The organism is Enterobacter cloacae complex sp. XAL002 (assembly GCF_049236805.1).
Classification (GTDB): Bacteria; Pseudomonadota; Gammaproteobacteria; order Enterobacterales; family Enterobacteriaceae; genus Enterobacter; species Enterobacter intestinihominis.
The window spans coordinates 159,101-183,083 of sequence record NZ_JBMKJN010000010.1 but is presented as its reverse complement, the minus strand read 5'-3'; the positions used below and the strand labels follow the sequence as shown (position 1 = coordinate 183,083).

The window sequence follows — 23,983 nt, the reverse complement described above, 5'->3', positions numbered from 1 at the left end:
CATGCACTCCAGCAAATTCCCGGTTTTTCCCACGAAGCGGCAGTAAAAAATTTTTATCACTCTTTTTTGCCTGGAAAACGTTCATTTTTTCATAAGTAACCGGCGAGATCTTAATCACAATTCCGTCATTTTCCCTGCACCACGATTCGACACGCACGGCACCGGGAGCGTGCAATTCGAACAAACGTTAAGCTTTTAGCAGTGGGTTATTCCTAAAAATGGCTCTTTTTTAATCATTATTTTGTTTCTGGCAGGCGTTTTGCAGATATCAGCCTGAGCATTACCCCACACATTTTTAAGGAGAGAAAGATGTTGAGTCTGCGTGCTGTAAATCAGTTTTACGGAAGCCAACATACGCTATGGAACGTGAATATCGATTTCCCGCAAGGCATCTGTACGGGCATTGTTGGCCTGCCTGGCATGGGTAAATCCACGCTCATGAACTGCATTACCGGAAAGGTGCCCGTTGAGAGCGGCACCATCATATGGCATGAGGCTGGCGCGCCGCCGCGTAATTTGCTTAGCCCTGCGTCAGCATTCACGGCGCCGCCAACGATAGGCTACGTCCCGCAGGATCGGCGGATATTTTCCCAGCTGACCGTCGATGAAAATCTGCATATCGCTATGCGGGCGACGGGGAAATCCGACCCGACATCAAAAAATGACGTGTACGCACTGTTTCCGGAACTCTATCCGCTGCGACAAATGCGTGCCTCTGCGCTGTCCCCCGACGACCAGTATCAGCTGGCCCTCGCCAGTGCGCTGGTTAATCGCCCGCGCGTGTTGATTCTGGATGAGCCCATGTATGGCGCAGGGCAAGGCTTCGCCCGCAGGCTGGGTCAACTGCTGGTACGGTTGAATCGGGAGCTGGGAATGACGGTGCTGTTAGCGGAGCAACAGCTGTCGTTTATCCGCCGGGTAGCGGATCGTTTCTGCATGCTCTATCGCGGGCGTAACGTGGCACAGGGCCACGTTAACGAGCTGGATGACGACCTTATTGCGCACTGGATGGCGCGGGACATAAGGCGCTGAGGTCAAGATAGCGTCCGGTTTCCGCCTGCTCTGCGCCGTCGGCAAGCCACGGGATCTCGCCGAGAAACGGCGCAGGCAGCACCCGCTTCAGCGTCGCCAGATACTCAGCATGACGTTTACCCGGCGCAACCACGTCATTGGCAATCCACCCTGCCAGACGCAACCCGGCCTGCTGCACGGCCTGAGCGGTCAGCATGGCGTGATTGATACAGCCAAGCTTCACCCCCACCACCAGAATGACCGGAAGCTGTTCGGCCCGCACCCAGTCAGCAAAGGTCTGCTCGTCGGACAGCGGGGTAAACCAGCCGCCAGCCCCCTCCACCAGCACCCAGTCGGCCTGCGTTTCCAGGTCGCGTAATCCGGAAGAGAGCACCGAAAAATCAATCGGACGATCTTCATCGGCGCTAACGATGTGCGGCGAGGTGGGTTCAGCAAAGGTATAGGGGTTCACCGCAGAATAGGCCAGCGCAAGGCTGCTGTTACGCTGTAGCGCCAGCGCATCAGTATTGCGTAAGCCTTCCGGCGTCATCTCGCTGCCGGAGGCTACGGGCTTATACCCGGCCGTTGTTTTCCCCAGCAGACGCGCCGCCTGCAACAGCGCGGCGCTGGCAACCGTTTTACCGACTTCGGTGTCCGTACCGGTAACAAAATAACGTTCAGTCACGTTCAATAATCCCATGAAAAAGATGATAAGAGAGCGGGAACCGGCCCCGATCCTGCGGCCAGGCCAGCCCGAGACGCTGGAGTTGTCCGCGGGTAAGGGGTTTCTTCTCCCGACCGGCGTGCAGGTGCGTCGCGCCTATGCCCTTAAGAGAGCGCATGGCGCTTAACGCATCGCTAAATTCGAGGGTGACGGTCTGGACCTCGCTGCGATAACGCCAGCCTGCCAGCGCCTGAGTGACCTGTTCGTGCGAGAGAAACCGGTTGGCGTGCGGCTGCGCATCCACCGCCCTCCACGCCTGATTCAGCTCCGGCAACGAACTTTCCAGCAGGGTGGTAAAGGCCACCGCTCCGCCGGGCCGTGCCACGCGGTAAAGCTCGCGTAGCGCCTGCGACAGGCTGGTGCACCACTGCACCGCCAGATGGCTCCAGACGAGGTCAAACAGCGCATCCTCCAGCGGGATGGCCTCGATATCGGCCACCAGATAACGGTCTGCTGACTGCTGCTGGCGGGCTTCATCCAGCATCTGCGCAGATAAATCCAGCGCCGTGACCTGGCTGCCCGTTGCGCGCCAGTAGCGGCTATTGCCGCCTGGCCCGCAGCCCGCGTCGAGCACCTGCGCAAAACGCCCGTCACCGAGCGCGGCCAGCAGCCCGCGCGCGCTCAGGCGTTGCAGCTCATCGTGCTGTGAATAGCTTTGCGCTGCCCGGCCAAACGCAGCGGCAACGGCCTGTTTATTGACGGGAGACATACAGTGCCTCCAGAAGCGTATCGATATCCTGCGGCTCGTGCGCTGCCGTAAGCGTCAGACGCAAGCGCGCGGTGCCTGGCGGCACGGTGGGTGGGCGGATCGCCGTGACCCACTGCCCGCGTTCTCGTAGCGCCTGTGCCAGCATCAGCGCCCGATGGTTTTCACCCACAATCACGGGCTGAATGGCGCTGTGCGAGTCGGTAAGCCGGTAAGGCAGTTCGCTTACCCCCCGGCGGAAACGCTGAATATGGTCGGCCAGGCGAGCCCGGCGTTCAGCGCCGTCTTCGCCGCGGATCACCGCAAGCGACGCAGAGAGTGCCACGGCCTGCGCCGGGGGCATGCTGGTGCTGTAGATCAGGTGCCGGGCGAACTGCACCAGGTAGTCGGCCACCGGCTCGCAGCACAACACCGCGGCACCGCTGACGCCGAAGCCTTTTCCAAAAGTGACCACCAGCAGTTCCGGCCTGACGCCCTGCTGATAAGCGCTTCCGCGCCCCTCCTCGCCGGTGACGCCAATGCCGTGGGCATCGTCGACCAGCAGCCATGCGTTTTGCTGTTTTGCGGCATCGTGCAACGCGGCCAGGGGCGCGCTGTCGCCGTCCATGCTGAATACCCCTTCCGTGACCGCCAGCTGAAGCCCTGAACAGGGTTTACCCAGCAGGACGTTCAGCTGAGAGGCATCGTTATGGGCAAAACGCCGCAGCTGTGCCGGGCTGAGACTGGCGGCTTCAAGCAGGGAGGCGTGGCTCAGGCGGTCCGCGATGATGCGGTCGTCTTTGCCCATCAGGGCGGCAATCACCGCCTGATTCGCGGCAAAACCGGAGATAAACAACAGCGCCCGCGGGTAGCCCAGCCAGTCGGCCAACGCTTCCTCCAGCGCCTGATGGGCCGTGGTGTAGCCGCTGACGTGCCCGGAGCCACCGCTGCCCACGCCGTAACGATCCGCGCCCTGCTGCCAGGCACGAACGATCTGCGGGTGCTGGCTCAGGCCCAGATAATCGTTGCTGGAGAAATTACAGAACCGCTCTCCTTCCCGGGTGAGAAAACGGCCTGCACCGTTTTCCACTACCCTGCGTACCCGAAACGCATCCGCCGCCCGCCGCTCGTCGAGCGCGGTCCTGATACGTGCCTGCCAGGTCATACGGCTGCCGCGTTGTAGAACTGGTCAGTGTCGGCGTTGAATATCTGCTGCTCCAGCTGCTGTTGTTGCTCGTTATCCCCCGCCTGTACCCCGGTCTGGTGTGGGTTCAGCCCCAGCTTGCGGAACAGCTGAACGTCTTTGTCCTCTTCCGGGTTTGGTGTGGTCAGCAGTTTGCAACCGTAGAAGATGGAGTTGGCCCCGGCCATAAAGCACATCGCCTGGGTCTGCTCGCTCATCTGCTCGCGACCGGCAGAGAGGCGAACGTAAGAGGTTGGCATCATGATGCGCGCCACCGCGATGGTGCGGATGAAATCGAAGGCATCCACGTCCTCATTATCCGCCAGCGGCGTACCTTTTACCTTCACCAGCATGTTGATGGGCACACTTTCCGGCGGGGTCGGCAGGTTCGCCAGCTGTAACAGCAGGCCGGCACGATCTTTTACCGTTTCGCCCAGTCCCACGATCCCGCCGGAACAGACCTTGATCCCCGCATCACGCACTTTATCCAGCGTGTCCAGACGCTCCTGATAGGTGCGCGTGGTGATGATGTTGCCGTAGAATTCCGGCGAGGTATCGAGGTTGTGATTGTAGTAATCCAGCCCTGCCGCCGAGAGGCGCTGCGCCTGCTCCTCGTTTAGCGTACCCAGGGTCATGCAGGCTTCAAGCCCCATCTCCTTCACCCCCTTCACCATCTGCTCCAGATAGGGCATGTCGCGGTCATGCGGGTTTTTCCACGCCGCGCCCATGCAGAAGCGGGTTGAGCCAGCGTTTTTGGCCTTGCGCGCTGAGTCGAGCACCTGCTCGACTTCCATCAGGCGCTCGGATTCAAGACCGGTTTTATAGCGCGCGCTTTGCGGGCAATATTTGCAGTCTTCCGGGCAAGCCCCGGTTTTAATCGACAGCAGCGTGCTGACCTGAACATGACGCGGATCGAAGTGCTGGCGGTGCACCTGTTGCGCCTCAAACATCAGCTCCAGGAAAGGTTTGTTGAATAATTCAGTGACTTGCGACATCGTCCAGCGTGCGTGGTGAGCCATCGGGCTTCTCCAAAGGGTTTTGTTAATTGTCGGTTCGGTTTATACTTGTAAACCTAAAACTTTTCAAAATGGTTTACAAGTCGATTATGACCCAGGACGATCTCGCCTTCGATAAGCAGCATATCTGGCACCCTTACACCTCCACGACCCGCCCCCTTCCCGTCTATCCGGTAGCCTCGGCCCACGGCTGCGAGCTGCATCTCGCCAGCGGCGAGCGGCTTGTTGACGGGATGTCCTCCTGGTGGGCGGCGATCCATGGCTACAACCACCCGCGTCTGAACGCGGCGATGAAAGCGCAGATTGACCAGATGTCACACGTGATGTTTGGCGGGATCACGCATCAGCCCGCGGTGGATTTATGCCGTCGCCTGGTAGCGATGACGCCTGAATCGCTGGAGTGTGTTTTCCTGGCTGATTCCGGCTCGGTGGCCGTGGAAGTGGCGATGAAAATGGCGTTGCAGTACTGGCATGCGAAGGGCGAAACGCGCCAGCGGTTCCTCACCTTCCGCAACGGCTATCACGGCGACACCTTCGGGGCGATGTCGGTGTGCGATCCGGACAACTCCATGCACAGCCTGTGGAAAGGCTACCTGCCGGAAAACCTGTTTGCGCCAGCCCCGCAGAGCCGCTTCGACGGCGAATGGGACGAGATGGACATGGTGGGCTTCGCGCGGTTGATGGCGGCCCATCGCCACGAGGTTGCCGCCGTTATTCTCGAACCGATTGTGCAGGGCGCGGGCGGAATGCGGATGTATCACCCCGAGTGGCTGAAGCGCATTCGGAAGATGTGCGACCGCGAAGGAATTTTGCTGATTGCCGATGAGATCGCCACCGGCTTTGGCCGTACCGGGAAGCTGTTTGCCTGCGAGCATGCGGGGATCGCGCCGGATATTCTGTGCCTGGGGAAAGCACTCACCGGCGGCACCATGACGCTCTCCGCCACGCTCACCACCCGCCAGGTTGCCGACACCATCAGCGACGGCGACGCGGGCTGCTTTATGCACGGCCCGACGTTTATGGGCAACCCGCTGGCCTGCGCCGTGGCAAGCGAAAGCCTCGCTATTCTGGAGAGCGGCGAGTGGCAGACGCAGGTGGCGGCGATTGAGGCACAGCTGAAGCAGCAGCTAAGCGCAGCGGTGGAGGCGGAATACGTCGCGGACGTCCGCGTGCTGGGCGCCATCGGGGTGATCGAGACAACGCATCCGGTGAACATGGCCGCGTTGCAGCGCTTCTTCGTTGACCAGGGCGTTTGGGTGCGACCTTTCGGTAAGCTGATTTACCTCATGCCGCCGTACAGCATTTCTCCGGATCAGCTCCACAAGCTGACCGGTGCAGTGGTTAAAGCCGTTAACATATCAGCGCATTTCACGATTTAACCCCATGCGTTACACTTTCTGAATGAGTGAGTAACGAGGGAAATAGGATGAAAATCATCAGTAAAGATTTGCGCGACGGCGAAAAGCTGCCGGAACGTCACGTGTTTAACGGGATGGGTTATCAGGGAGATAATATCTCTCCCCATCTGGCGTGGGACGATGTACCAGCGGGAACTAAAAGTTTTGTCGTGACCTGCTACGATCCAGATGCGCCAACCGGTTCGGGCTGGTGGCACTGGATCGTGGCAAACCTGCCCGCCGACACCCGCGTGCTGCCGCAGGGTTCCGGTTCCGATCTGGTTGCCCTGCCCGACGGTGCGATTCAGACCCGCACGGACTTTGGCAAAGCGGGCTACGGCGGCGCGGCGCCGCCAAAAGGGGAAACGCACCGCTATATCTTCACGGTGCACGCGCTGGATGTGGACAAGATTGAGGTTGACGAAGGGGCGAGCGGGGCAATGGTAGGCTTTAACGTCCATTTCCATTCGCTGGGCAGCGCGTCGATTACGGCGATGTATTCATAAAAAAAGCCGGGTGGCGGCTACGCCTTACCCGGACTACATTTCGTATTCGTAGGCCCGGTAAGCGCAGCGCCACCGGGCAAAAAAATCACAGCACGGAAGGTAGCAGTCCTGCAAGGGTTTCTTCTTCCAGAAGCTGTATCGCCTTATCAATATCCGGCGCAAAGAAGCGGTCCTCATCGTAGTGCGTAACGTGCTCGCGCAGCGTATGACGCGCCTGCTCCAGCAGCGGGCTGGATTTTAGCCCTTCGCGCAAATCAATACCCTGACACGCCGCCAGCCATTCCACCGCCAGCACGCCGCGGGTGTTGGAGGCCATCTCCCACAGTCGACGCCCGGCAGCCGGGGCCATCGAAACGTGATCTTCCTGATTTGCTGACGTTGGCAGGCTGTCCACGCTGTGCGGATGCGACAGGGCTTTGTTTTCGCTTGCCAGTGCTGCGGCGGTGACCTGGGCGATCATAAAGCCCGAGTTCACGCCGCCGTTGCGCACCAGGAACGGCGGCAGCTGGGACATGTGTTTATCCATCATTAGTGCGATTCGACGCTCGGACAAGGCTCCGATTTCGGCCATCGCCAGCGCGATATTATCTGCCGCCATCGCCACCGGCTCGGCGTGGAAGTTGCCGCCAGAAACCACCTCGTTTTCCTGGGCAAACACCAGCGGGTTATCGGACACCGCATTGGCCTCCACCAGCAGCACTTCTGCCGCCTGGCGAAGCTGCGTCAGGCATGCGCCCATCACCTGCGGCTGGCAGCGCAGGGAATACGGATCCTGCACCTTCTCGCAGTTATGGTGTGATTCGGCAATGTCGCTGGTATCGGTAAGTACGTGGCGGTACATGGCAGCGGCATCAATCTGACCGCGCTGGCCGCGCACCTCGTGGATGCGGGCATCGAACGGACGACGCGAGCCGAGCACCGCTTCAGTGGTCAGCGCACCACACACCACCGCGGAGGCGAACAGATCTTCCGCTTCAAACAGGCCGCGCAGCGCAAAGGCCGTCGATGCCTGCGTGCCGTTGAGCAGCGCCAGCCCTTCTTTTGCTGCAAGAGTAATCGGCGCTAAGCCGGCTTTTTTCAGCGCCTCTTTCGCAGGCAGCCACTCCCCTTGCCAGCGCGCCTTGCCTTCACCCAGCAGGAGCAGCGACATATGCGCCAGCGGTGCCAGATCGCCGGAAGCTCCGACGGAGCCCTTCGCCGGGATCCACGGATAAACTTCAGCATTCACCAGCGCCATCAGCGCCTGGATCACGCTCAGACGAATGCCGGAAAACCCACGCGCCAGGCTGTTGATTTTCAACACCATCATCAGGCGGACGATCTCATCGTCCAGCGGCTGGCCAACGCCCGCCGCGTGCGAGAGCACCAGCGAACGTTGTAAATTCTCCAGATCGTGCGTGGCAATGCGGGTCTGTGCCAGCAGGCCAAACCCGGTATTGATGCCGTAGGCGGTGCGCCCCTCCGCTACAATCGACTCCACGCAGGCCACGCTGTCGTTAATGGCACGGTGGGCGCTTTCATCAAGGGCGAGTGTCACCGGCTGACGCCAGACGTGACGCAGCTGTTTGAGCGACAAAGAGCCGGGAGTAAGTGTTAACGCGTTCATGCAGGCTTTCCTTGTGTGGCGGGGATCATCGGCAGGTTCAGGCCCTGCTCTTTGGCACAATCAATGGCAATCTCGTAACCCGCATCCGCGTGGCGCATCACGCCGGTTGCCGGGTCGTTATGCAGCACGCGAGCAATACGTGCCGCCGCTTCGTCGGTACCGTCACAGACGATGACCATCCCGGAGTGCTGGGAGAAGCCCATCCCGACGCCGCCGCCGTGGTGCAGCGACACCCAGGTTGCGCCACTGGCGGTGTTCAGCAGGGCATTCAGCAGCGGCCAGTCGGAGACCGCATCCGAGCCGTCGCGCATGGCTTCGGTTTCACGGTTCGGACTGGCGACAGAGCCGGAGTCCAGGTGGTCGCGGCCAATGACGATCGGCGCGGAGACTTCGCCGCTGCGCACCATTTCGTTAAAGGCGAGGCCGAGTTTTTGCCGCCACTCCAGCCCGACCCAGCAGATACGCGCTGGCAGGCCCTGGAAATTAATGCGCTCGCGCGCCATGTCCAGCCAGCGGTGCAGGTGCTCGTCGTCGGCGACAATTTCCTTCACTCTGGCGTCGGTTTTGTAGATATCCTCCGGGTCGCCGGACAGGGCAACCCAGCGGAACGGCCCGATGCCGCGGCAGAACAGCGGACGAATATAGGCGGGCACGAAGCCGGGGAAGTCAAAGGCGTTATTCACCCCCATCTCTTTCGCCATCTGGCGGATGTTATTCCCGTAATCAAAGGTCGGAATCCCCATCTTACTGAAGGCGAGCATCGCGGAGACGTGTTCCGCCATGGCGCGTTTAGCCGCCAGTACCGTGCCCTCAGGATCGGTTTCCGCTTTTTGCTGGTAGTCTTCCCACGTCCAGCCTTTTGGCAGATAGCCGTGGAGCGGATCGTGAGCGCTGGTCTGGTCGGTGACCAGATCCGGACGCACGCCGCGCGCCACCAGTTCCGGCAGAATATCCGCCGCGTTGCCGCACAGGGCAACCGACACGGCTTTGCCTTCAGCGGTGTACTTTTTGATGCGCGCCAGCGCGTCATCGAGGTTGTCGGCCTGTTCATCAACATAGCGGGTACGCAGACGGAAATCGATGCGGCTCTGCTGGCACTCAATGTTCAGGGAGCACGCGCCGGCCAGCGTCGCGGCCAGCGGCTGCGCGCCGCCCATGCCGCCTAGTCCGGCGGTGAGCACCCAGCGGCCTTTCAGTGAGCCGTTATAGTGCTGTCGGCCCGCTTCCACGAAGGTTTCATAGGTGCCCTGCACAATCCCCTGGCTGCCGATGTAGATCCAGCTACCCGCGGTCATCTGGCCGTACATGGCCAGCCCTTTTGCGTCCAGCTCGTTGAAGTGTTCCCACGTCGCCCAGTGCGGCACCAGGTTGGAGTTGGCAATCAGCACACGGGGCGCATTTTTATGGGTTTTGAATACGCCAACCGGTTTGCCGGATTGCACCAGCAGCGTTTCGTCGTTTTCGAGATTCGTCAAAGACTCGACAATCGCGTCATAGCACGCCCAGTTGCGTGCGGCGCGACCAATGCCGCCGTAGACCACCAGCTCATGGGGATTCTCTGCTACCTCAGGATCAAGGTTGTTCATTAACATGCGCAGCGGTGCTTCGGTGAGCCAGCTTTTTGCGGTGAGCGTGGTGCCGCGCGCGGCGCGGACATCCTGCTTGCGGTATTTATCTGACGACATTGTGTGTTCCTCATAAGGGACAGGTGATGCATTTAGATATACTTGTATAGACAAGCACACACAAGGTCGGATTTAACAAAAAAGATACAATTTTGCTATATTGCGTTAGCGATCACGCTTATAAAACTTATGACATAAAGTGGCCCTGCAACCGGTAACGATTCCCCGGGAACAGCAGCTTCGCATGCGACACGATCTGCGAGGATGACCAGGTACGACGGCGGATCAGCAGGCAGGGTTCGTGCTCTTTAATACGCAACAACTCGCACTCCTGCGGCGTGGCGCGCACGGCCTCCACGATATGCTCCCCTTCCGTCAGCGGGGCGACGAGCGAGAGATACGCATGCGGTGTGGTTTGGGTGTAATCCTGGTTCAGGTAGTCCGGGATCCGCTCCGCGTTGACGCAGCGATCTTCAATCTGGACCGGAATATCGTTCTCATAATGCACCATCACCGAATGGAAGATCCGGGTGCCCTCGTTAACGTTCAGCTCAATGGCCTGTTCGGCGCTGGCCTGCGTCTCTTCAAGCACCAGCACTTCGCAGTGGTGCTGATGGTTGCGGGCGGCAATTTCATCGGCAATGCTGCGGATTTCAAACAGCGCCGACTGTCCTTTTGGCTCGGCGACAAAGGTTCCGACACCCTGCAAACGCACCAGCAACCCTTCATCGGTCAGTTCCCGCAGCGCCCGGTTAATGGTCATTCGACTAAAGCCAAACTGCGCGACCAGTTCAGCTTCGGAGGGAATACGGTCGTGCGGACGCCAGACGCCGGCAGCAATTTTTTCGCTGATCGCCTTTTTCACCTTCTCATAAAAAGGTGCGGGTGGGCTGGAGGGTTGCTGCGGTGAGCGTGAAAACATGCTGACTCCTGTAATGTGGTTATGCCCACCAGTGAGCAATTTGCCAGGCCAGTCGGGCGGCAAGCTTCGCCCCCTGACCGTCCCGGTCGTAGTGCGGATTATATTCCACCAGATCCGCCGCCTGTAGTTTACCGCTTCGGCAGATACGCTCAATCACCGGGAACAGATCCAGCGCCGGGATCCCCAACGCCGCAGGGGCGGATACGGCGGGCATTTCTGCGGCGGGCAGCACATCGAGGTCAACGGTGAGATAAACCCGGTCTGCCTGCGCAAGCACGCTATCCAGCGCGGATAGCACATCCCGGCGAAAATCGAGATCTTCAACCAGCATCACGTTCAACCGTTCAGCTTCCTCCCACAGCGCCTGGGTATTCGCCGCACGGCTTACCCCCAGGCAGGCGTAGTGAAACGACCGCGACTGCGACGCGCAGTAGTGCGCCAGCTGGCGGAACGGCGTGCCGGACGTAGCCCGTTCAGCCTTACGCAAATCGAGATGCGCATCCAGGTTGATCACCGCAATGCAATCGTTCGGAAAGGCATCCAGCACGCCGCGCCCGTGCGCCCAGGCGGTTTCATGTCCACCGCCGAAAACCAGAGTACGCATCCCGGATTGCTGGCACGCGGTAATGGCCTCGCTCAGCGCCTGCTGTGCCGCCTCCAGCGCATTGCCTTCAACAAAAATGGAGCCCATATCCACGAGGCGCGCATGCCCCTGATGGCTCGCCATATTCGCCAGCGCGCCGCGCAGCACATCGGGAGCCTGTGCAGCACCGGGCCTGCCCTGGTTACGCTTAACCCCTTCATCACATTCAAAGCCCAGCAGGGCGATGCCTGACGGCACGGGTGCAAAGTGTTCGCGCTGCTGTATGGTCTGGAAGAGACGTTTCGCGGTGCTGGATTCGGCGCTGTCGTCACGACCCTGCCAGACCTGCGGGGAAACGGGATGCCACAATTTCATGCTACCTGCCCCCGAAACACGCGTTGATATAAAGGATTCCGCCCCGGCTCGTAAACCATCTCAACCGGATGATTCGCCTCCCAGACGACGAAATCAGCCACATAACCGGGCTTTAACTGCCCGTGCGTCGCGCCACGACCTAGCGCCTGCGCCGCATGCCGCGTCACGCCAGCCCAGGCCTCTTCCGGCGTGAGGCCAAACTGGACGCAGGCCATGTTCATTGCCAGATGCAGGCTGGCAAACGGGCTGGTGCCCGGGTTGTAGTCGGTAGCCACCGCCATCGGCACGCCCTGCTCTCTGAGCTGCGCCACCGGTGGACGCTGGCGCTCCTGAAGAAAATAGAACGCGCCGGGGAGCAATACCGCCACCGTGCCGCTTTGCGCCATCGCCTGAATACCTGAATCATCGAGATACTCAATATGATCGGCCGACAGCCCCTTATACTGGCTGACCAGCGCCGCGCCGCCCAGATTCGACAGTTGCTCTACATGCCCTTTTACCGGGATCCCGAGCGCGGCGGCGGCCCGGAACAGGCGCTCGGTTTGCACCGGGGTAAAGCCGACGTTTTCACAAAACACGTCCACCGCTTCAAATAACTCTTTTTGCCACAGCGTGGGCATGATCTGCTCACAGACCAGCGTGAGATAGGCATCCGGATCCTGTCGGTACTCGGCAGGAACGGCGTGCGCGGCCAGCAGCGTCGGGCTGATATCGACCAGATTGTTCAGGCTGAGCTGGCGGGCAACCAGCAGCATTTTCTCTTCGGCCTGGGCATTCAGTCCGTATCCCGATTTGATTTCAACGGTCGTTACGCCTTCATTCATCAGCCGCTGGAGCCGCTGCTGTGCCACCGTCAGGAGCATTTCCGGCGAACTGTTGCGGGTCGCCGTGACCGTGGCGTTAATACCGCCGCCCTGCGCGCTAATGGTCTGATACGACACGCCGTTAAGCCGTTGCTCCCATTCCGCTGCGCGATCGCCGCCGAACACCAGATGGGTGTGGCAATCGATCAGGCCGGGAGTAACCAGACGCCCGTCGAGATCGACACACTGACGATGCCCGGAGGGGATCTCGGCTTCAGGAATAACGGCCGCAATCGTCTGGCCGCGCACGACGAGGGCATGTTGTTCTTTCAGGCCGTAGGGTTCCGGCTCACCTGTCGCCAGGGTCGCCAGTCGCGCATTTCGCCATATCACATCATCGGGATGAAGCTGCTGCATGTGCCTTCCGCTTGTCATGAGTTGTATAGACATTTATTTTCATCTGTCACCTGCTGTCAACCGCCTTGCAGGAAAATGTTATTTATTTGTGATGACTTTCCCGTCGCCTGCGGGCAAAAATGCAACTTTTCCCGTTTTTATCTTCCCGTTTCGCTCAACTTAGTATAAAAAAGCAGGCTATTTCGTCTATTCAGATAAGACTTGCATACCCAGGAGCATTACCTTGAATATTTCCAGGATTTCCCGTCTGGCGTTGGCACTCGCCTTTGGCGTGACTTTATCCGCTTGCAGTTCAACACCACCGGATCAGCAACCTTCTGAGCAGGTTGCTCCGGGCACCGCTTCCCGTCCGATCCTGTCAGCGGCTGAAGCGAAGAACTTCACCCGTGCGCACTATTTCTCGGCGATGGATCCCAATGCAGCCCCATGGACGCCTTCTTCTATTAACCTGCCGAAACAGCCAGACTTCGTTGTCGGCCCGGCCGGAGCAGAGGGCGTTACGCACACCTCAATTCAGGCAGCTGTTGATGCCGCAATCACCAAACACAGCGCATCTCGTCAGTACATTGCCATCCTGCCGGGTGAATACGAAGGAACCGTTTATGTTCCGGCTGCACCGGGAAGCATTACGCTTTACGGACTTGGCGAAAAAGCGGTCGACGTGAAAATTGGCCTGGCGATTGATTCAGAGATCGACAGCACCACCTGGCGCCATCTGGTGAACCCGGCCGGTAAATACATGCCAGGTAAACCGGCGTGGTATATGTTTGATAACTGCCAGCGCAAACGTGCCGCCACCATTGGCGTGATGTGCTCGGCAGTATTCTGGTCACAGAACAACGGCCTGCAATTGCAGAACCTGACCATTCAGAACACCCTGGGCGACAGCGTTGACGCCGGTAATCACCAGGCCGTGGCGCTGCGTAGCGATGGCGACAAGGTACAGATTAACAACGTCAATATCCTGGGCCGCCAGAATACCTTCTTCGTGACCAATAGCGGCGTGCAGAATACCCTTCAGAACAATCGTCTGACGCGTACTCTGGTCACCAACAGCTACATTGAAGGCGACGTGGATATGGTCTCCGGTCGCGGCGCGGTGGTATTTGATAACACCGACTTCCGCGTGGTGAATTCACGTACGCAGCAGGAAGGTTACGTCTTTGCCCCGGCCACGCAGTCCAATCTGTTCTATGGCTTCCTGGCCGTGAATAGCCGCTTTACTGCTGCTGGCGATGGCGTGGCGCAGCTTGGCCGCTCTCTGGACGTGGACTCCGCCACTAACGGCCAGGTCGTGATCCGCGACAGCGTGATTAACGAAGGCTTTAACATGGCGAAACCGTGGGCGGATGCGGCGATCTCGAAACGTCCTTTCTCCGGCAACACCGGCACGGTGGATGATAAAGACAACGTGCAGCGTAACCTGAACGACGCTAATTTCAACCGCATGTGGGAATACAACAACCGCGGTCTGGGTAGCAAAGTGGTTGCTGAACCGAAGCAGTAAAATGCCTGCTGCCGGGTGGCGGCTACGCCTTACCCGGCCTACCTCATGCATTAACCACGCATAAAAAAACCTCGCATGTGCGAGGTTTTTTTTCGTCTACGGATCAGTGAGCGTTAATCACAACCCACATCGGCCCTTGTCCGACCGCATAGCGTCCTTTCTCTTCCAGTAGACCCTGCACGCCTTTGATTTCATAGAGCGCGATGTGGTGGGATTTCTGCCCCGCCGCAATCAGGTATTTGCCGCTGTGATCGACATTAAAGCCGCGCGGCTGGGTTTCTGTCGGCTGGAAGCCCTCAACTGCCAGAACGCTGCCGTCTTCTGAGACGCTGAAGATGGTGATCAGACTGGAGGTACGGTCACAGGCATACAGGTGGCGGCCATCCGGCGTGATGTGAATGTCTGCCGCCCAGCGTGTGTCGGAGAAATCAGCTGGCATCATGTCCAGCGTCTGTACGCACTCGATCTGCCCGTTAGGATCGTTCAGCTCCCAGACATCTACCGAGCTGTTCAGCTCGTTAACGACATAGGCATACTGCTGATTCGGGTGGAAGACCATATGGCGCGGGCCTGCGCCTTCCACGGTGGTGACTTCCGCCGGGCTCTGCGCGACCAGATGACCGTCATCGCTCAGGGTAAACAGGCAGATGCGATCCTGCTTCAGCGCTGGCACCCACAGCGTGCGGTTATCCGGCGAAATGTTGGCGGAGTGGCAACCTTCAAGCCCTTCTACCACGTCGACGGTTTCAACGGGAATACCGTCTTCCAGGCGGGTGACGCTCACGCAGCCTGCATTGTAGGAGCCGCTGAAGATAAAGTTGCCTTTATGGTCGGTAGAAATATGGGTCGGGCTGCCCGGCAGCGGCGCTTCTGCGGTATAGGTCAGCGCGCCGTCATCCGGGGAGATGCGGTATGCGAGTACGCGGAATTCCGGGCGTACCCCGACATAAAGAAAACGTTTATCCGGGCTGACGACCATCGGCTGCACCTGGCCTGGCACATCAACAACCTGAACCAGCGTAAGCGAACCTTCTGTATTCAAACGCCAGACATGGATCTGCTGACTTTCAGGACTGGCGGTATAAACGGTTTGTTTCATGAATACTCCTGATTATTTTTAACGGTGAATGCTGAATTGTAGTCCGGGATTTTGCAGGGTTCCGCTCTCGGTGTACCATCCCGACAGACCTTAAATTCAACATTAACCCGGAAGAAAAAATGACCTCGCGAGTGATTGCCCTGGATTTAGACGGAACACTGCTTACCCCTCAGAAAACCCTGCTCCCCTCTTCTCTTGAGGCCCTCAAACGAGCCCGGGAAGCGGGGTATCAACTTCTCATCGTAACGGGTCGACATCACGTAGCCATTCATCCTTTTTATCAGGCACTGGGCTTAGATACACCTGCAATTTGTTGTAATGGCACTTATTTGTATGATTATCAGGCAAAAAAGGTTTTAACCTCTGATCCGCTTCCCGTTCCGCAGGCGCTGCAATTGATTGATTTACTGGATGAGCACGCGATTCACGGCCTGATGTATGTGGATAACGCCATGCTGTATGAACGCCCTACCGGCCATGTGATCCGCACCAGCAACTGGGCCCTGTCTTTGCCGGAAGCGCAGCGACCGGTGTTCACTCAGGTTTCCTCCCTGCGCCAGGCGGCGGAAGACGTCCAGGCAATCTGGAAATTTGCCCTGACCGATGAAGACACCGCCAAACTGAACACCTTCGCAAAACATGTCGAGCATACGCTGGGTCTGGAATGTGAATGGTCCTGGCACGATCAGGTGGATATCGCCCGTAAAGGCAACAGCAAAGGAAAGCGTTTGACCCAGTTCGTTGAGCCACAGGGCTGGTCAATGCAGGACGTGATTGCCTTCGGCGATAACTATAACGACATCAGCATGCTGGAAGCGGCCGGAACGGGCGTGGCGATGGGCAACGCCGATGATGCGGTGAAAGCGCGTGCTAACGTGGTGATTGGCGATAACACCACCGACAGCATCGCGCAGTATATTTATACCCACCTGCTGTAATCAGGCGGTGATAGAGACGCTCTTGATTTGCGCGTAAAGCCACAGGCCAGGCTTGATGCCCAGCTCATCCCTGGCCCACGGGCTGATGCGCGCCCACAGCGTTCTGTTGCCCACTTCCAGTTGCACTTCTACCTGGCCGTTATCATCAAAACACTGCGCCACTTTTGCGCGCAAAATATTGCGGATACTGGTTTGCAGCGGCGGTTGCAGCACCAGGGAGACATCCGACGCCTGAATGCGGATCCGTAACGTGGACTGAATCGGCGTATCGATTTTATTCACCCACAAATGCTGGTCACCCAGCGCCAGCGCGGTCATCGCATAATGTGGATGGTGCTCCAGCACGCTCACCTTCAGAATGCTGCTCTGCTGCTCCTTTGGCAGCCACGGATGCATAACGCTGCTGCCCCATACCTCTTCCAGATTGCCGAATGCCTTCACCCTGCCCGCCTCCAGCACCAGCACTTTGTCGGCCAGATGTAAGATCTCATCCAGCGAATGGCTGACGTACAGCATGGGCACGTTGATTTCCCGCGCCAGACGTTGCAGATACGGCAGCAACTCGCGCTTGCGCGGAATATCCAGCGAGGCCAGCGGCTCATCCAGCAGCAACAATTCCGGCGCGGTTAACAGGGCGCGGCCAATTGCCACGCGCTGTTTTTCACCACCCGACAGCGAAGACGGGAGACGATCGAGCAGCGGTTCGATGCCCAGCAGCGCCACCAGCTTATCGAACTGTCCGGCCATGCTTTTTGACATGCCATAGCGCAGATTTCCGCGCACGCTGTAGTGCGGAAACAGGCGCGCATCCTGAAACACATAGCCGATGCGGCGCTTATCCGGTGACAGGCAGACCTTCTTCTCCGCGTCGTTTAAGACGCGGTTATTTAACACAATTCTGCCAGACTGGGGACGCGTCAGGCCGCTAATCGCATTAATCAGCGACGTTTTCCCTGCCCCGGAAACGCCAAAAATGGCGGTGATACCGCTGGCAGGCAGCGTTTCGTTAAGCGTCAGAGTGTGGCTGCCCAGGGTTTGCGTAAAGTTGAGTTCCAGCATCACGGTTTCCCCATCCGTTCACGGCTAAGGCGCGCCAGCCATTCAGACACCAGCAGCGAGACCAGGGCGAGTACAATCGAAATAATACACAGCCGGGCCGCCGCACCTTCGCCACCCGGGGTTTGAATCAGGGTATACATGGCCGACGGGATGGTCCGCGTCTCGCCGGGAATGTTGGACACAAAGGTGATGGTCGCGCCGAACTCACCCAGTGAGCGGGCGAAGGCTAACACCGTACCGACGATAATGCCCGGTAAGGTGAGCGGAAGCGTAATGGTCAGGAATACCCGCCAGCGGCCTGCACCCAACGTGCGGGCGGCCTGCTCTAGCCGGATATCCACCCCTTCCAGCGCCAGGCGGATAGCGCGCACCATTAGCGGGAAGGACATTACTGCCGCGGCCAGAACCGCGCCGCGCCAGCTGAAAGCAAAGGTCAGGCCGAACCAGTCGTACAGCCATTCGCCGATAAAACCGCGTCGCCCCATGGAGATCAGCAGCAGATAGCCGACCACCACAGGCGGTAACACGAGCGGAAGATGGAGAACACTGTCGAGCAGGGCTTTGCCTGGAAACTTCACGCGAACCAGTAACCAGGCAAAGAACACCCCAAAGGGCAAACTCAGCGCAACCGCCAGGGAAGAGACTTTCAGGCTCAGCAGCACGGCCTGCCATTCAGGTTCGGTCAATATCATTCGTGAGTCGTAAATCCGTAACGTTTAAAGATAGCGGACGCTTCAGGCCCCTTCAGGTAGTCAACGAAGGCCGTCACGGTCGCATTTTTATGTCCATCAACTATCGCAACAGGATATTCTACTTTCTTATGCGAGTCTTCCGGGAAGGTACCGACCACCTTCACACCTTTACTGGCGACGGCGTCGGAGCCGTAAACGATCCCGAGTGGCGCTTCGTTACGCTCCACCAGCGCCAGCGCGCCGCGCACATCTTCTGCGGGAGCCAGCTTCGGTGATAAGGTCTCCCATGCGCCCAGTTTTTGCAGCGCTTCTTTCGCATAAATCCCGGCAGGAACATGCTCCGGATCGCCCACCGCCAGACGGCCACCGTTGAGCAGACGGGTCCAGTCCGTCTGTTTGTTGATGGCGATGTCGCCCTGCTTGCTGTTTGCGGGCGCGACCACCACCAGGCTATTTCCCAGCAGGGTTTCGCGGCTAGCCGTATCAACAGATTTTTTCTCCACCGCGTAGTCCATCCATTTCTGATCGGCAGAGATGAACAGATCAGCCGGAGCCCCCGCTTCGATCTGGCGGGCCAGCGTCGACGAGGAGGCAAACGACGAAACGACCTCGACGTTTTTCTCTTTTTTGTATACCGCAGCAATATCCTGCATCGCGTTAGTCAGCGACGCCGCCGCAAAGACCGTGATTTTTCCTTCATCCGCCAGCGCGTGGCCGGTGAGTGAGAGAGTCAGCGTTGCTCCTGCGAAAAGGCGTACCCATGAACGTGCCATTTGAAGCTCCTGTGCGTATCGTTATATACAAATAAATATAACGACATATCGCAGGTGTTCCTAGCGCTAAATCGTACCCATTAATGCGTAAACTCAAGGAACGTTGTAAAAGATATCGGCGGGAGAGGAATAAACTTGAGAGCAAAACGCCCGGGCTGGCCGGGCGTTTTGGAGGAAATCATTGCTGCTTTTTAGGCTGGTCACGACGATGACCAATATTCGAAAAGACGTTGAACACTTCACCCAGGCCGTAGATGGCACCGAGGATGATAGCCATCACTACTGGCACCATGATTACCGCGAATACCAGACTTTTCAACAACTCTAACATGGTTTTCTCCAGATCTTGTGAACGGCTTATTCTACCCTGAAAAGTAAGAAAAACATCCCCTTTTGTGCGGTGCGCTTTCCGCCCCCGGACATTTGGGTCACAATAACCTTTTTGCCGGGACATTGTTATGCAGGCCGAAATTCTCCTCACCCTACGACTTCAGCAGAAGCTTTTCGCCGATCCGCGACGCATCGCCCTGTTAAAACAAATAGAACAAACTGGCTCGATTAGCCAGGGAGCCAAAAACGCCGGCATCAGCTATAAAAGCGCCTGGGATGCGATTAACGACATGAACACCCTGAGCGAACAAACGCTGGTAGAGCGCGCCACCGGCGGAAAAGGCGGCGGCGGTGCCGTGTTGACGCGTTACGGGCAACGCCTGATCCAGCTCTATGACTTACTGGCGCAGATCCAGCAAAAAGCATTTGATGTGCTGAGCGATGACGACAACCTGCCGCTGGACAGCCTGCTGGGCGCCATCTCCCGTTTCTCTTTGCAGACCAGCGCCCGCAACCAGTGGTTTGGTACGGTGACGGGGCGCGATCATTCGCAGGTGCAGGAGCATATTGAGATCCTGCTCGCGGACGGCACAACGCGCCTGAAAGCCGCCATCACCGCGCAAAGTGGTCAACGCCTTGGGCTGAACGAAGGTCAGGAGGTGCTGGTATTACTCAAAGCGCCCTGGATCAGCATCACGCTTAACCCTGAGCAGGCCTCCGAGGCCGACAACCAGCTACGCGGGCGTATCAGCCACATCGAGCGCGGCGCAGAACAGTGTGAAGTGCTGATGACCCTGCCGGATGGACAGTCGCTCTGCGCCACCGTTCCGGTGAACGACGCGACCGAATTAGATGAAGGTGCTGTGGTGACCGCATATTTCAATGCAGACCGGGTAATTATCGCCACATTGTGCTAAGCGCATTGACAACCCCACCAACACTGAGTATCCCTGACATCTGTTGCTGCAAAAAATGGGATAACACATGTCATCATTGCATATTTCGCAAGGCACGTTTCGTCTTAGCGATACCCGTACCTTATCGCTGCCAGAGTTAACCCTTCGCGCCGGAGAAAGCTGGGCGTTTGTGGGCACGAATGGCAGCGGAAAATCCGCGCTGGCCCGCGCTCTGGCAGGCGAATTAACCCAGCTGAAGGGTGAGCGTCAGTGCACCTTTACCCGGCTGACGCGCCTTTCCTTTGAACAGCTGCAAAAGCTGGTCAGCGATGAGTGGCAGCGTAACAATACCGATTTGCTCAGCCCCGGCGAAGAAGATACCGGCCGCACGACGGCGGACATTATCCAGGATGAGATAAAAGATCCTGCCCGCTGTCAGCAGCTGGCGGAGCAATTTGGCATTACCGCCCTGCTTAACCGCCGCTTTAAATATCTCTCTACCGGCGAGACGCGCAAAACGCTGCTGTGCCAGGCGCTGATGAGCGAGCCGGAACTCCTGATTCTGGATGAACCGTTTGACGGACTGGATGTGCAGTCCCGCGCGCAGCTGGCAGCGTTGCTGGCGTCGCTTAACCAGCAGGGATACACCCTTGTGCTGGTCCTTAACCGCTTTGATGAGATCCCGGATTTCGTACATTACGCGGGCGTGCTGGCGGACTGTAGCCTGACCGAAACCGGCGAGAAAGCCGTACTGCTCCGGCAGGCGCTAATTGCACAGCTGGCCCACAGCGAGAAACTGGACGGTATTGCGCTGCCGGAGCCGGATGCCCCTTTTGCACGCCACGGGCTGGATCCTGACCAGCCGCGCATTGTGCTGCGCGATGGGGTGGTTGCTTACGACGATCGCCCTATTCTTAATCATCTCAGCTGGACGGTTAATCCTGGTGAGCACTGGCAGATCGTCGGCCCCAACGGGGCGGGTAAATCCACGCTGCTAAGCCTGATCACTGGCGATCACCCGCAGGGTTACAGCAACGATTTGACCCTCTTCGGCCGCCGCCGCGGCAGCGGGGAAACCATCTGGGATATCAAAAAGCATATCGGTTATGTCAGCAGCAGCCTGCATCTGGACTACCGGGTGAGCACTACGGTGCGAAACGTGATCCTCTCTGGCTTCTTCGATTCCATTGGTATTTATCAGGCGGTATCTGACAAGCAGCACAAGCTGGCGCAGCAGTGGCTGGATATTCTGGGTATGGACAACCGGGTAGCCGATGCGCCATTCCACAGCCTGTCGTGGGGGCAGCAGCGGCTGGCATTGATCGTCCGCGCGCTGGTTAAGCATCCTACGCTGTTGATTCTTGATGAACCGTTGCAGGGGCTGGATCCCCTCAACCGTCAGCTGATCCGCCGCTTTGTGGATGTCCTGATTAGCGAAGGTGAAACCCAGTTGCTGTTTGTCTCCCACCATGCTGAGGATGCCCCATCCTGCATCACCCATCGGCTGGAATTTGTGTCTGACGGCGAGCATTACCGCTACCTGCTGAGCAAAATCGATTAACGCGTGGAGGGCGCTGCCCTCCGCTTTTCAGACAACCTGCAACAATACATCTCTATCTCTTTGATCTACAATGCACTCAGTCTGTGAAAAAGCGCCTGTGAAAACCAGTGTAAACGATACCACTATTTTATCCCATGTCACACTTTTCGCGTCTCTGATATGCTATGGTTAATTCATACCATAAGCCTAATGGAGCGAAATATGCGAGTTCTGGTAACAGGTGGTAGCGGTTACATAGGAAGTCATACCTGCGTACAACTTCTGCAAAGCGGCCACGATGTCGTCATTCTTGATAACCTGTGCAACAGTAAGCGCAGCGTGCTGCCGGTCATTGAACGCCTTGCGGGTAAACAGCCGACTTTCGTGGAAGGCGATATCCGCAATGAAGCATTGATGACTGAAATCCTTCACGATCACGCGATTGAAACCGTTATCCACTTCGCGGGCCTGAAAGCGGTGGGCGAATCGGTAGCAAAACCGCTTGAGTACTACGACAACAACGTCAACGGTACCCTGCGTCTGATCTCCGCCATGCGTGCGGCGAACGTTAAAAACTTTATCTTCAGCTCTTCCGCGACCGTCTACGGCGATCAGCCAAAAATTCCTTACGTTGAAAGCTTCCCGACCGGAACGCCACAAAGCCCGTATGGCAAAAGCAAGCTGATGGTAGAGCAGATCCTGACCGACCTGCAAAAAGCCCAGCCTGAGTGGAGCATCGCGCTGCTGCGCTACTTCAACCCGGTTGGCGCGCATCCGTCAGGCGACATGGGTGAAGATCCGCAGGGCATTCCAAATAACCTGATGCCGTATATCGCGCAGGTTGCCGTAGGGCGTCGCGACTCCCTGGCGATTTTTGGTAACGATTATCCCACCGAAGACGGCACCGGCGTGCGCGATTACATTCACGTGATGGATCTGGCCGACGGCCACGTGGCGGCGATGCAGCAGCTGGCGGATAAACCGGGCGTGCATATTTACAACCTCGGCGCCGGCGTCGGCAGCAGCGTGCTGGATGTGGTGAATGCCTTCAGTAAAGCCTGCGGCAAGCCAGTGAAGTATCACTTCGCGCCGCGTCGTGATGGCGACCTCCCGGCTTACTGGGCCGATGCCACCAAAGCGGATAAAGAGCTTAACTGGCGTGTTACCCGCACGCTTGATGAAATGGCACAGGATACCTGGCACTGGCAGTCACGCCATCCGCAGGGTTATCCGGATTAAGGATTTGTCATGACACAATTCAATCCCGTTGATCACCCGCATCGTCGTTTTAACCCGCTCAGCGGGCAATGGATTTTAGTTTCACCGCATCGCGCCAAGCGCCCCTGGCAGGGGGCGCAAGAGACGCCTGCCAAACAGTCGCTGCCGCAGCACGATCCGGACTGCTTCCTCTGTCCGGGCAACACGCGCGTGACGGGCGATACAAACCCGAACTACAAAGGCACCTTCGTTTTCACTAACGATTTTGCGGCGCTGATGACCGACACGCCGGACGCGCCGGAAAACCACGACCCGCTGATGCGCTGTGAAAGCGCCCGCGGCACCAGCCGCGTGATCTGCTTCTCTCCCGATCACAGCAAAACGCTGCCGGAGCTGAGCGTTGAGGCGCTGAAAGAGGTGGTCAGCACCTGGCAGGCGCAAACGGCGGAGCTGGGCCAGACCTATCCGTGGGTGCAGGTATTTGAAAATAAAGGCGCGGCGATGGGCTGCTCTAACCCGCATCCGCACGGCCAGATCTGGGCGAACAGCTTCCTGCCGAACGAAGCCGAACGTGAAGACCGGCTGCAAAAAGCCTATTTCGCCCAGAACGGTTCGCCGATGCTGGTGGATTACACCCAGCGTGAACTGGCGGACGGCAGCCGCACTGTGGTGGAAACCGAGCACTGGCTTGCGGTAGTCCCTTACTGGGCGGCGTGGCCGTTTGAAACGCTGCTGCTGCCAAAGGCCCATGTTCAGCGTATTACGGACCTCAGCGACGCCCAGCGAGACGACCTTGCCCTGGCGCTGAAAAAACTGACCAGCCGCTACGACAACCTGTTCCAGTGTTCCTTCCCCTACTCCATGGGCTGGCACGGTGCGCCGTTTAACGGCGAAGAGAATCAACACTGGCAGTTACATGCACACTTCTATCCGCCGCTGCTGCGTTCTGCGACGGTACGTAAATTCATGGTGGGCTATGAAATGCTGGCGGAAACCCAGCGCGACCTGACGGCGGAACAGGCGGCAGAACGCCTGCGTGCCGTTAGCGACGTCCATTACCGCGAATCAGGAGTTTAAA

General features: G+C 58.3%; 23 protein-coding genes. 9 read left to right on the top strand and 14 right to left on the bottom strand.

Translation table 11 applies throughout. From position 1 onward, the window contains the following. Positions 1-309: 309 nt before the first annotated feature. Positions 310-1,032 (top strand): ABC transporter ATP-binding protein, encoded by a 723-nt coding sequence (locus ACOT0L_RS12290; RefSeq protein ID WP_023299635.1) that lies wholly within the window; start codon positions 310-312, stop codon positions 1,030-1,032. Here the strand turns inward: ACOT0L_RS12290 and bioD are convergent. Genes bioD through bioB form a run of 4 tightly spaced genes read right to left on the bottom strand, consistent with a single transcriptional unit; the run spans position 995 to position 4,622 of the window. Then, a complete protein-coding gene (bioD, locus tag ACOT0L_RS12285; RefSeq protein WP_072200992.1) occupies positions 995-1,696 on the bottom strand; it encodes a dethiobiotin synthase in 702 nt (233 codons plus the stop codon). The genes ACOT0L_RS12290 and bioD overlap by 38 nt on opposite strands. Beyond that, positions 1,689-2,444 carry a malonyl-ACP O-methyltransferase BioC gene (gene bioC / locus ACOT0L_RS12280; protein ID WP_048966376.1) on the bottom strand — a complete coding sequence of 252 codons (756 nt, stop codon included), beginning with the start codon at positions 2,442-2,444 and terminating at the stop codon, positions 1,689-1,691. The genes bioD and bioC overlap by 8 nt, the downstream gene beginning before the upstream one ends. Beyond that, on the bottom strand, positions 2,428-3,585 hold the full coding sequence (bioF, locus tag ACOT0L_RS12275) for an 8-amino-7-oxononanoate synthase (RefSeq protein ID WP_022647495.1): 1,158 nt from the start codon (positions 3,583-3,585) through the stop codon (positions 2,428-2,430). Before bioF ends, bioC begins: the two co-directional genes overlap by 17 nt. Continuing rightward, a complete protein-coding gene (gene bioB, locus ACOT0L_RS12270; RefSeq protein ID WP_017384942.1) occupies positions 3,582-4,622 on the bottom strand; it encodes a biotin synthase BioB in 1,041 nt (346 codons plus the stop codon). Before bioB ends, bioF begins: the two co-directional genes overlap by 4 nt. An 86-nt stretch (positions 4,623-4,708) precedes the next feature. On the opposite strand from bioB, the gene bioA reads away from it, so the two are divergent. Both bioA and ACOT0L_RS12260 read left to right on the top strand, forming a co-directional pair. Next, on the top strand, positions 4,709-5,998 hold the full coding sequence (bioA, locus tag ACOT0L_RS12265) for an adenosylmethionine--8-amino-7-oxononanoate transaminase (RefSeq protein ID WP_400211759.1): 1,290 nt from the start codon (positions 4,709-4,711) through the stop codon (positions 5,996-5,998). A gap of 47 nt (positions 5,999-6,045) precedes the next feature. Then, a complete protein-coding gene (locus tag ACOT0L_RS12260; RefSeq protein WP_003858531.1) occupies positions 6,046-6,522 on the top strand; it encodes a kinase inhibitor in 477 nt (158 codons plus the stop codon). 85 nt (positions 6,523-6,607) lie between these two features. Here the strand turns inward: ACOT0L_RS12260 and hutH are convergent, their stop codons facing one another. From hutH to hutI, 5 genes are all read right to left on the bottom strand, one after another. Then, complete coding sequence (hutH, locus tag ACOT0L_RS12255) at positions 6,608-8,128, bottom strand: histidine ammonia-lyase (RefSeq protein WP_126490580.1); 1,521 nt, start codon at positions 8,126-8,128, stop codon at positions 6,608-6,610. Beyond that, positions 8,125-9,813, bottom strand: a complete 1,689-nt coding sequence (gene hutU / locus ACOT0L_RS12250; RefSeq protein WP_003858533.1) for a urocanate hydratase — start codon at positions 9,811-9,813, stop codon at positions 8,125-8,127. The genes hutH and hutU overlap by 4 nt, the downstream gene beginning before the upstream one ends. A 127-nt stretch (positions 9,814-9,940) precedes the next feature. Continuing rightward, the gene (locus tag ACOT0L_RS12245; RefSeq protein WP_045309127.1) at positions 9,941-10,675 is read right to left on the bottom strand and encodes a histidine utilization repressor; all 735 of its coding nucleotides are present in this window, start codon (positions 10,673-10,675) and stop codon (positions 9,941-9,943) included. A 19-nt stretch (positions 10,676-10,694) separates the two neighbouring features. Further along, positions 10,695-11,633 carry a formimidoylglutamase gene (gene hutG, locus ACOT0L_RS12240; protein ID WP_126503750.1) on the bottom strand — a complete coding sequence of 313 codons (939 nt, stop codon included), beginning with the start codon at positions 11,631-11,633 and terminating at the stop codon, positions 10,695-10,697. Next, complete coding sequence (hutI, locus tag ACOT0L_RS12235; RefSeq protein WP_022647489.1) at positions 11,630-12,853, bottom strand: imidazolonepropionase; 1,224 nt, start codon at positions 12,851-12,853, stop codon at positions 11,630-11,632. The genes hutG and hutI overlap by 4 nt, the downstream gene beginning before the upstream one ends. 223 nt (positions 12,854-13,076) lie before the next feature. On the opposite strand from hutI, the gene ACOT0L_RS12230 reads away from it, so the two are divergent. Continuing rightward, on the top strand, positions 13,077-14,360 hold the full coding sequence (locus tag ACOT0L_RS12230) for a putative acyl-CoA thioester hydrolase (RefSeq protein ID WP_017384948.1): 1,284 nt from the start codon (positions 13,077-13,079) through the stop codon (positions 14,358-14,360). A 103-nt stretch (positions 14,361-14,463) separates the two neighbouring features. Here ACOT0L_RS12230 and pgl read toward each other — a convergent pair whose 3' ends face one another. Beyond that, on the bottom strand, positions 14,464-15,459 hold the full coding sequence (gene pgl / locus ACOT0L_RS12225; protein ID WP_022647487.1) for a 6-phosphogluconolactonase: 996 nt from the start codon (positions 15,457-15,459) through the stop codon (positions 14,464-14,466). Between the two features lie 119 nt (positions 15,460-15,578). Between pgl and ACOT0L_RS12220 the strand changes: the two genes are divergently transcribed. Further along, a complete protein-coding gene (locus ACOT0L_RS12220; RefSeq protein WP_126503752.1) occupies positions 15,579-16,397 on the top strand; it encodes a pyridoxal phosphatase in 819 nt (272 codons plus the stop codon). Here the strand turns inward: ACOT0L_RS12220 and modC are convergent, their stop codons facing one another. From modC to ACOT0L_RS12200, 4 genes are all read right to left on the bottom strand, one after another. Next, positions 16,398-17,456, bottom strand: a complete 1,059-nt coding sequence (gene modC, locus ACOT0L_RS12215; protein ID WP_063163811.1) for a molybdenum ABC transporter ATP-binding protein ModC — start codon at positions 17,454-17,456, stop codon at positions 16,398-16,400. Beyond that, entirely contained in the window at positions 17,456-18,148 is a 693-nt protein-coding gene (modB, locus tag ACOT0L_RS12210) for a molybdate ABC transporter permease subunit (protein ID WP_006809548.1), read from the bottom strand. Before modB ends, modC begins: the two co-directional genes overlap by 1 nt. Next, on the bottom strand, positions 18,145-18,921 hold the full coding sequence (gene modA / locus ACOT0L_RS12205) for a molybdate ABC transporter substrate-binding protein (RefSeq protein ID WP_023299624.1): 777 nt from the start codon (positions 18,919-18,921) through the stop codon (positions 18,145-18,147). Before modA ends, modB begins: the two co-directional genes overlap by 4 nt. A gap of 178 nt (positions 18,922-19,099) precedes the next feature. Further along, positions 19,100-19,252, bottom strand: coding sequence for an AcrZ family multidrug efflux pump-associated protein (locus ACOT0L_RS12200; RefSeq protein WP_003858549.1), 153 nt, complete (start codon positions 19,250-19,252; stop codon positions 19,100-19,102). 127 nt (positions 19,253-19,379) lie between these two features. Between ACOT0L_RS12200 and modE the strand changes: the two genes are divergently transcribed. From modE to galT, 4 genes are all read left to right on the top strand, one after another. Next, positions 19,380-20,168 (top strand): molybdenum-dependent transcriptional regulator, encoded by a 789-nt coding sequence (gene modE, locus ACOT0L_RS12195; protein WP_045309133.1) that lies wholly within the window; start codon positions 19,380-19,382, stop codon positions 20,166-20,168. Between the two features lie 67 nt (positions 20,169-20,235). Then, positions 20,236-21,708, top strand: coding sequence for a molybdate ABC transporter ATP-binding protein ModF (modF, locus tag ACOT0L_RS12190; protein ID WP_126503754.1), 1,473 nt, complete (start codon positions 20,236-20,238; stop codon positions 21,706-21,708). Between the two features lie 201 nt (positions 21,709-21,909). Further along, positions 21,910-22,926: a UDP-glucose 4-epimerase GalE gene (gene galE / locus ACOT0L_RS12185; RefSeq protein ID WP_022647482.1), complete on the top strand. Its 1,017-nt coding sequence runs from the start codon at positions 21,910-21,912 to the stop codon at positions 22,924-22,926. A gap of 9 nt (positions 22,927-22,935) precedes the next feature. Next, positions 22,936-23,982 carry a galactose-1-phosphate uridylyltransferase gene (galT, locus tag ACOT0L_RS12180; protein WP_022647481.1) on the top strand — a complete coding sequence of 349 codons (1,047 nt, stop codon included), beginning with the start codon at positions 22,936-22,938 and terminating at the stop codon, positions 23,980-23,982. Position 23,983 lies beyond the last annotated feature (1 nt).